Source organism: Blastococcus sp. MG754426 (genome assembly GCF_021699055.1).
Taxonomy (GTDB): Bacteria; Actinomycetota; Actinomycetes; order Mycobacteriales; family Geodermatophilaceae; genus Blastococcus.
On record NZ_SSXC01000121.1, the window covers coordinates 1 to 8,843 of the forward strand.

Here is an 8,843-nt window from a genome sequence, read left to right on the forward strand (position 1 = left end):
GGACCCGACCACCGCGCTGCACCCCACGGCCGGACGCTGAAGCACCCGGCCCGATGCCCCCTGCCCGCTACAGCTCTTGACTGGCGAGGCGAAAGCTAGGCCCCGGCGAGCGCCACCTCGACGCGGCCCCGGCCACCGCGCTTGGCGGCGTAGAGGGCGATGTCGGCGGAGGAGTACAGCTCGCGCAGGTCGGCCACCGCGTCCGGCACGTGCGAGACGCCGACGCTCACCGACAGCGTGTGCCGGCTGCCGTCGGGCAGCACCAGCGGCGCCCCGCGCACGGCGTCGAGCAGCTGCTCGGCCCGGCGCGCCGCGACCTCCCGGGAGCAGTCGCGCAGCAGCACCGCCACCTCGTCGCCACCCAGCCGGCTGGCGAGCGCGTCGACGGCGCGGATCTGCCGCTTGATCACCGCGGAGAGGTGCACCAGCGCGTCGTCCCCGGCCAGGTGGCCGTGCACGTCGTTGATCATCTTGAACCGATCGATGTCCAGGAGCAGCAGCGCGGTCCCGGCCCCGGCCGCGGACGCGGCCCGGCGCTCCTCGAGCGCCTGGTCGAACACCCGCCGCGTCACCAGCCCGGTGAGGGCGTCGACGTCGGCCTGCTGCCGCAGCGCCGCGACCAGCCGCTCCTGGTTGCCCGTCGCGCGGATCAGCAGGCCGCCCACCACGCCGAGCATGGCGCCGGAGAAGACGAAGTCCGTGACGGCCCCGTTCGCTGGGGCGATGTCGAAGATCATCACCGCGTCGGCGACCACGGCGACGACGGTCGCGAGCACCGCGCCGACCACGCGGAGGTGGAAGCCGGCGTAGAGCACCACGAACGCCAGGAAGGCCTGCGAGCGGGTCGACGTCCCGCCGCCGTACACGGCCAGCACGCACAGCACCGTCACCCCGACGACGGCGAGCAGGAGGAAGGCGCCCGCTCGGTCCAGGCGCTCGGCCGGGACCACGTGGAACAGCGCGGCCACCGCGACCAGCCCGGCCACGCAGGCCCAGATGACCGCCGGGCCGGCGCCCCCCTCCCCCGCCGGCCCCAGGAGCCCGACCAGCGCCAGCATCCCGGCGCAGATGGCCAGGACGACGACGGCCGTCCGCGCGGCCGCACGGGGTTCACGCGCTCGGAGGCAGGACGGGAAGGTCACCTCCCCTGCATCGGCGTGCGCCTCTGGAGGGGTGCCCTCCCCCGTTCTGGCCAGGCGCCGGGGCGCGGTCACCGCACCGCCGTCACCAGCGGGACGCCGGAGGCGCCGAAGGTCTGGACGACGAAGCCCAGCTCGGCCAGCGTGTCGGCCAGGGCGGCGTCCATGAGCTCCTGCACCGCCTCCAGGGCCACCTCCCCACGAGAGAGCTGCACACCCATCCGGTCGTGGGTGCGCCAGCTCACCAGGACCCCGCAGGTGCTGGTCTCGGGCACCAGGCAGACCCCGCCCGAGGTCCCCGCCCCCGCGGCGTCGTGCAGCGGCAGCCCCGCCTCGACCAGCGCCGCGGCGACCTCCACGACCAGGGTGGTCAGCGGGTCGGTGTCGGTGAGCAGCGCGTCCCAGTCCTCGGGGAGCCGGTCGAGCTGGTCGCCGAGCTCGGCCAGCCAGGCCCGGTCCGCCGGGGAGGGCCGGGGGGCGACGCCGCCGTCGGGACGCCGGGCGCCGTGGACCGAGACCGCCGCGAGCCCGCCGGACAGCGCCGCCCAGTCGGCGTCGATGCGGTCGTCGAACGGGCCGGCCAGCACCTGCCCGGCCTCGTCGACGAGCCACCAGGCGTACGCGGCGCCGGGGGTGGCGACGGCCGCGCGGGCCGGGGCCCCGGCGGGGCGGACGGCGACGGCGACCGCCCGGGGCTGCGGCCGGGCCTGCCCGCCACCCGCGGGGGCGGCGGCGACGCGGCGGCCGGCGGGGTGGGTGCCCGAGGCGCGCGCGGCCGCCCGCCCGGCCTGCTCACCGGCGACGGCGCGGGCGTGCTCGTACCGGGCGGTGGAGCTGGCGCCGAGCGCGACCACCACCGCGGTGCAGAGCAGGAAGCCCAGCACCGCCACGGCCGGCCACAGCAGCATCGTGCCCATGATCACCAGGGGACTCCTCCGTGCGCGCGTCGCGGCCGGGGAAGGTGCCGCGATCACGGGAGAAGCTACGGCGCACCGAGCCCCTCCTCGGCGGCTCGGACGCCGCTCCGGGAGGCCCGTCACCTGATCGTTGCGACCGGCCCCGCCACCGTGCGGTGACCCCTCGCCCGGTCCGGCGCCATGTCGACACGGACTGCGCTGACCTGCGGTTTCGCGTCTGACGCGACCCCGGTCACGCCGGCGTGCGCGGCACCCGGGCATGTCGCGCGGGCGGCGGGGCCGGCCGCCGGGCCCGGGACGCGGAACGGCCCGCCGGCGGGTGCCGACGGGCCGTTCGCGTGGTGCGCTACCGGGTCAGTTGACCCGCACCTGCATGAGGGCGCCCTGCGCGCTCATCCCGGTGACGGTGATCGTCGTGCCGGTCTTCGGCACGTCGACGCCCGTCCAGCCGTTGGCGTCGGGCTGCTCGCCCGGCGCGACCCACCAGTCCTTCGTGTCGTCGAAGGTCGGCACGGCCGGCAGGCCACCGACCTTCTGGCCCACGCCGGTGTCCGGGTCGTGCAGCGTGATCTTGTCCGTCGGCTGCAGCCCGAAGGTGGAGTCGTAGGACTGGACGCGCGGCCGCCAGCTCTCGCCGTCGGTGCGGTCCTCGCCCTCGTCGTCGGTCGGCTCGTAGAGCAGGCCCGGGTGGGCGTCGACCGGCAGGACCAGGCCGGCGCCGGGGTGCTCACCGACGTTGTTGTCGTTGTACTGGGTGTTCCAGTAGCTGATCAGCAGACCGTCCTGGTACGGGAAGTGCTCCACCCAGTTCGGCCGGCGCGGGTCGCCGAAGTTGTACGGCCCCGTCTTCAGCCCCGTGTCGTAGCCGGTGTAGGCCCGGTTCTCGAGGATGTAGGCGTTGAAGTACGAGTTCGTCGTCGTCCCGGTGGTGACCTCGAAGCCGTCCAGCGTCCACTCCGTCACCGGGGCGCCGTCGACCGCCACGGCGTCGACCTGCAGGCCGGGCTCGGTGGCGGCGCCGTCGGTCCAGTAGCGGAAGCCGATCTGCGCACCGTCGGGCACGCCCGCGAGGCTCGCGGTCAGCTCGACCCACTCGCCACCGCTGCTGCCGGTGATGCCCTGGCCGAAGTTCTGGCCGTTGGGGTCGGTCGTCGTCGACAGGTTCGTCGGGATCGAGGTGAAGGTGTTGCCGCCGTCGGTCGACCAGACCGCGTAGGCGTAGTCCCAGTCCTGCTCGATCTCGTACTTGACCGACGCGGTCAGCTCACCGGCGCCGGCCGGCTTGGCGGCCAGCATGCTGTGGTCGAGGTTGTCGCCCGACCCGGAGTACCAGAAGTCCTCGCCCTCGAACGGCGTGCCGATCTCGGTGGTGACCTCCTTCTCGGGGAGGACGACGACGGCGGCCTGGTTCTCCTTGGAGTTGTAGGCCGACGGGCCCAGGCGCAGGTTCGCGCTCTCGCCGGGGGCCACGACCTCGTAGTTCAGCCAGCCCAGCTGCAGCTTCTCCCAGGCGCCCATGTGGATCGGCTGCGTGCCGATGCCGTCCTCGGGGCGGCCCGAGTTGCCGTAGGAGCCGGAGCTCATCAGCGTCCAGAAGGCGGTGCTGTTCTCGGCGCCGCCGCTGTTGCCCGAGGTGTCGTAGAGGTCGGGCAGACCCAGGTCGTGGCCGAACTCGTGGGCGAAGACGCCGACGCCACCGTTCTCGGGCTCGACGGTGTAGTCACCGATCCAGTACTTCGACCCGCCGACCGGGGCGCCGCCGAGCGGGTTGACCGCGCCGTCCACCGTCGGGCCGGCGGCGCCGATCCGGTTGGTCTGGTTGTACCAGCGGTGGCTCCAGATGGCGTCGTCGCCGAGGACGCCGCCGCCGACCTCCTCGCCCTCGCCGGAGTGCACGGCCTGGAAGTGGTCGATGTAGCCGTCGGGCTCGTCGAAGTTGCCGTCGCCGTCGGAGTCGTAGCGGTCCCAGACGTCGAACTGCGAGAGGTACTCGTCGATCTGCTCCGGGGTCTTCCCGGACGCGAGCTGACCCTCGTACCAGGCGGTGGTCGAGTCGTTGATGAAGCCCCAGACGGCACTGTCGCCCAGGTCGTTGTCGCCGTAGGAGGCGCCGGTGCCCGGCACCTGCACCCAGTCCTCGACCTCACCGGTGACGGTGTAGCGGCCCGAGGAGAGCTGCTCGTAGAAGTTCGCCACGGAGTTCACGCCCGGGGCGGAGTTGTAGAGCAGGTTGTCGAAGTAGCCCTGCGAGAAGTCCTCGGTCCAGATGGTGGTGTTGTCCACCGACCGCTTGGGCTGGGGGATCGAGTTGTGCGGCAGGTCGCTGAACTCGCCGAGGACGGTCCAGATCGCGTCGCTGTCCTCCTGGGCCAGCTCGACGTAGCGGCCGGGGGCGACCTCCACGACCTTGTTGTTGCCACGCGGCGAGGCCTGCCCGGTGAGCACCTGCTCGAGCGCCTCGGCACGCAGCTCCTGCTGCGTCTCGGCGAGCGGGTTGGGCAGGTCGTGCGCGCGCTGAGGCGTCGCGGGGGCGTCGTCAGCGGGGGGTGCGGCGGAAGCCGTCACGGGAACCGCCATGACCAGGGCGGCGCCGGCGACGACGGCCAGAGCTCTCTTCAAGGATGTGTCTCCTGGGTCAGAGGAAGACCGTCCAGCCGACCGGCGGGGAGCCACCGGCGGCCCTCGCGGGCGGTCGGCCGGGACGTTAGGTGAGCCTCGCAACTCTGTCCACAGAGCGGTACGGACCGGTCACACACCGACACGCGCCTGCCAGGCGGGAACTGGGGCGGCGACCTGCTTCTTTACCCTTGCGAAACAGTTCGGCGAGCCCGGGAAACGAGCCCCGGGCGTCTCAGACCGTGGGACGAGTGCGGTGGATCTGAGATCTCCGGCACAGGTCGCCGACGCCGGTGCGGGGAGTCCCCGGGCACGCCGGGGGCTCACCGGGAGCGGGTCACCGCAGGTCGTCACCGCCGTCCCGGGCCCAGCGCGGACGGCACGGGGCGCGCACGACGGAGGCCCGGACCCACGGGTCGTGGGTCCGGGCGTCCGCGATGTCCTGAGCCATCACCGCGCGGAGGGCGTGGGATTCGAACCCACGAAGAGGGGTTACCTCTTAGCGGTTTTCAAGACCGCCGCCATCGGCCACTAGGCGAGCCCTCCTGGCGCCGTCGAGGCTAGTGCGTCGCGCCGCGCCGCCGCTGGTGGGCCGCGGTCGCCGGTCCGCGCCGACGGCGAGACGCGGGAGATCGGGCGCGACCCCCCGCCCCAGCGCCCGGGTCGGCGCATCTCGGCGACCCACCGGCCCGGGCGGCCGGTGGACGTCGCCTGATCCCGCCGCCGGGGTGCCGGAGCCGGCTGCACGGCGCCCTCCGCGCAGGAGCACCATGACCGTGATGTCCGCCGTCACCGACCGGTCGTGCGCCGCCACTCCCCGGCACCCGGCTGCCCGCACGCCGCCCGCCACCTCGTGAGCGCCACCACCACCGCCACCCGGCGGCGCACCGCCGGGCGGCTGGCGCTGCCGGCCGTCGCGCTCGTGCTGGTGGCCCTGTGCCTGCGCGCGCCGTTCGCCGCCGTCGGCCCGCTGCTGGCCGAGCTCGGCGACGAGCTGACCCTCTCCACGGGCGCCCTGGCGGTCGTCACCGCGCTGCCGCTGGTCTGCTTCGGGCTGGTCTCGCCGTTCGCGCCGGCCCTGGCCGCCCGGCTGGGGGTGCACCGGGCCGTGCTGCTCGGCGTCGTCGCGCTGGCGGCCGGCATCGTGCTCCGGCTGGCCGGCGTCCCGGGGCTCTTCGCCGGCACGGTGCTGCTCACCGGCGGCATCGCCGTGGCCAACGTGCTGCTGCCGGCCGCGGCCCGCGCCGAGTACGGCAACCGCAGCGCGGCGGTGCTCGGGGTGATCGTCGCCGCCATGGCCGGCTCGGCGAGCATCGGCGCGGGGCTGGCGCAGCCGCTGGCCGCGCTGGGCGGGAGCGCGGTCACCGGCCTGCTGCTGTGGGGCGTCCCCGTGCTGGCGGCGCTGCTGGGGATGGCCGCGCTCACCCGGGCCCGCCGCGCGGTGCCGCCCCCACCCGCGGCCCCGGCCGGCGCCCGCACCGCCGTCCTGCGCGACCGCGTGGCGCTGGCGGTGACGCTCTTCTTCGGGCTCCAGTCGCTGTCGTTCTACGCGATGCTCACCTGGCTGGCCGAGGTGCTGGAGGCCGAGGCCGGCGTCTCCTCGGTCGGCGCCGGCGGGCTGCTGGCGCTCGCCGCCGCGCTGGGCATCCCGGCGTCGCTCGTCGTCCCCCCGCTGGCCGCGCGCCGCCCCGGCCAGGGCGCGTGGGTGCTGGCCGGCACGCTCCCGGTGATCGCCGGCATCACCGGCCTGCTGCTCGCCCCGGCGGCCGCCCCCCTGGTGTGGACGCTGCTCTGGGGCGTGGGCACCGGCATCGCCTTCCCGCTGGCGATGACGCTGATCCTGCAGCGCACCCGCGACGTCGGGCAGACCGGCCGGCTGTCGGCGTCCGCGCAGAGCGTGGGCTACCTGGTGGCCGCCACCGGACCGCTGGCCGTGGGGCTGCTGCACGAGGTGACCGGCGGGTGGGCGCCCGGGCTCTGGCTGCTGCTCGGCGTCGTCGTCGCCCAGCTCGCCGTCGGGCTCGCCGCCGCCCGGCCCCGGCTCGTCGGCGGGTCCGTCTGAGCGCTCCCGCCCGTCAGGGCTCCGCGGTGACGCCCTCCGGCGTCCGCGTGACCGGCGTGCCCTCGACCCCGTGCAGGTGGCAGGCCGCCAGCTGGCCGGGGGCGCCGGCCGGCTGCAACGCCGGGTCGACGTCGTCGCACGGCTCGAAGACGTACGGGCAGCGGGTGCGGAACCGGCAACCCGACGGGACGGCCGACGGCGAGGGGACGTCGCCGTGCAGCACGATCCGCTCCCGCGCCCGCTCCTTGGCCGGGTGCGGCACGGGCACCGCCGAGAGCAGCGCCTGCGTGTAGGGCATCTGCGGGTCGGAGCCGACCGCCGCGGCCGGCCCGATCTCCACGATCCGCCCCAGGTACATGACGGCGATCCGGTCGGAGATGTGCCGGACGGCGGAGAGGTCGTGGGAGATGAACAGCAGCGTGAGCCCGAGCTGCCGCTGCAGCCGGCGCAGCAGGTTGAGCACCTGGGCCTGCACGCTGACGTCGAGGGAGGCGATCGCCTCGTCGCACACCAGGAAGTCCGGCTCCCCGGCCAGCGCCCGGGCGATGCCGACCCGCTGGCGCTGACCGCCGGAGAACTCGTGCGGGTAGCGCCCCGCCACCGCCGGGTCCAGGCCCACCAGCTCCAGCAGCTCGGCGACGCGGGCGGCCCGCTCGCGCCGGCCCGAGCGCAGCCGGTGCACCTCCAGCGGCTCGCTGACGGTCTGGGCGACGGTGCGCCGCGGGTCCAGCGAGGCGAACGGGTCCTGGAACACCATCCCGGCGCGGCGGCGCATCTCCTTGAGCCCGCGGCGGTCCAGCGAGGTGACGTCGGTGCCGTCGAAGGTCACGCTCCCCCCGGTGGGCGGGACCAGCCGCAGCAGCGCGTTGCCGAGCGTCGACTTGCCGCAGCCGGACTCCCCCACCAGGCCGAGCGTCTCCCCGCGCAGCACGTCGAGGTCCACCCCGTCGACGGCGCGCAGCACACCCCCGCCCGTGCCCCCGCCGCGCACGGGGAAGTGCACCTCCAGCCCACGGGCGGAGACCAGGACGTCACCCACGGGGCACCTCCTCCTCGGCGCACCAGGTCGCCGCCCGGTGCGGCAGGGCCACGCCGTCGCCCGGGGGCGCGCCGGAAGCGGCGCGGGGCACCACGGCCAGCGGCGGCTGCTCGGTCTCGCAGCGCGGATCGGCCCGCACGGGGCAGCGCGGCCAGAAGACGCAGCCCGGCGGCAGGTCGGTGGGCGGGGGCGGCAGGCCCGGGATCGCGGTGAGCTCCGGCACCTCGCCGTCGGGCCCCACCGGCGCCGCCAGGTCGGGCAGCGAGCCGAGCAGCCCGCGGGTGTACGGGTGCGCCGGGCGCTCCAGGACGTCGTCGACCGTGCCGTCCTCCACGCACCGGCCGCCGTACATGACGAGCACGCGGTCGGCGATGCCCGCGACCACGCCCAGGTCGTGGGTGATCCAGATGACGCCGGTGCCGTGCTCGGCCTGCAGCTTCTCGACCAGGTCGATGATCTGCGCCTGCACCGTCACGTCGAGCGCCGTCGTCGCCTCGTCGGCGATCAGCAGCGAGGGCGAGTTGCTGAGCGCGATCGCGATGACCACCCGCTGGCGCATGCCGCCGGAGAGCTCGTGCGGGTAGCGGTCCAGCGCGCGTTCGGGGTCGGGCAGGCCGACCTCGCGCAGCAGGTCCGCGGCGCGCGAGCGGGCCGCCTGCTTGGAGACGTCGCCGTGCGCCCGGATGCCCTCGACCAGCTGCCGGCCGATCGTGAGCACCGGGTTCAGCGACGTCATCGGGTCCTGGAACACCATGCCGGCGCCCGGGCCGCGCACCTGGCGCAGCCGCTCGGGCGGCATGGTGAGCAGGTCCTCCCCCTGCAGCAGCGCCCGGCCGGTCACCGTGGCCACCCGGGCGGGGAGCAGCCCGAGCAGCGCCAGCACCGAGACGCTCTTGCCGCTGCCCGACTCGCCCACGACGGCGACGGTCTCCCCCGCGCCCACGGTGTAGCTCAGCCCGTTGACGACGTCGGCCGGCCCGCGCGGGGTGCGCAGCCGCACCCGCAGGTCCTCGACCTCCAGCACCGGCTCCGTCACGCCCCACCCCCCGTCCCCGCGGCGGCCGCCGCGG

At 75.3% G+C, this 8,843-nt stretch carries 6 protein-coding genes and 1 tRNA gene; 1 reads left to right on the forward strand and 6 read right to left on the reverse strand.

The features are described from left to right. Positions 1–95 precede the first annotated feature (95 nt). From E9549_RS24375 to E9549_RS21945, 4 genes are all read right to left on the reverse strand, one after another. Positions 96–1,142 carry a diguanylate cyclase gene (locus tag E9549_RS24375; protein WP_236828713.1) on the reverse strand — a complete coding sequence of 349 codons (1,047 nt, stop codon included), beginning with the start codon at positions 1,140–1,142 and terminating at the stop codon, positions 96–98. A gap of 68 nt (positions 1,143–1,210) precedes the next feature. Continuing rightward, complete coding sequence (locus tag E9549_RS21935; protein ID WP_236828718.1) at positions 1,211–2,056, reverse strand: hypothetical protein; 846 nt, start codon at positions 2,054–2,056, stop codon at positions 1,211–1,213. A gap of 354 nt (positions 2,057–2,410) precedes the next feature. Further along, positions 2,411–4,675, reverse strand: a complete 2,265-nt coding sequence (locus E9549_RS21940; protein ID WP_236828714.1) for an immune inhibitor A domain-containing protein — start codon at positions 4,673–4,675, stop codon at positions 2,411–2,413. Between the two features lie 455 nt (positions 4,676–5,130). Next, positions 5,131–5,218: transfer RNA gene (locus E9549_RS21945), tRNA-Ser, on the reverse strand. Positions 5,219–5,474: 256 nt separating this feature from the next. On the opposite strand from E9549_RS21945, the gene E9549_RS21950 reads away from it, so the two are divergent. After that, positions 5,475–6,734 (forward strand): MFS transporter, encoded by a 1,260-nt coding sequence (locus E9549_RS21950; protein WP_236828715.1) that lies wholly within the window; start codon positions 5,475–5,477, stop codon positions 6,732–6,734. A gap of 13 nt (positions 6,735–6,747) precedes the next feature. Here the strand turns inward: E9549_RS21950 and E9549_RS21955 are convergent, their stop codons facing one another. Together E9549_RS21955 and E9549_RS21960 are read right to left on the reverse strand one after the other, a co-directional pair. Beyond that, on the reverse strand, positions 6,748–7,773 hold the full coding sequence (locus tag E9549_RS21955) for an ABC transporter ATP-binding protein (protein ID WP_236828716.1): 1,026 nt from the start codon (positions 7,771–7,773) through the stop codon (positions 6,748–6,750). Next, positions 7,766–8,843: ABC transporter ATP-binding protein (locus tag E9549_RS21960; RefSeq protein ID WP_236828717.1), on the reverse strand; the 1,078-nt coding region annotated here is incomplete at its 5' end. The genes E9549_RS21960 and E9549_RS21955, both read right to left, overlap by 8 nt.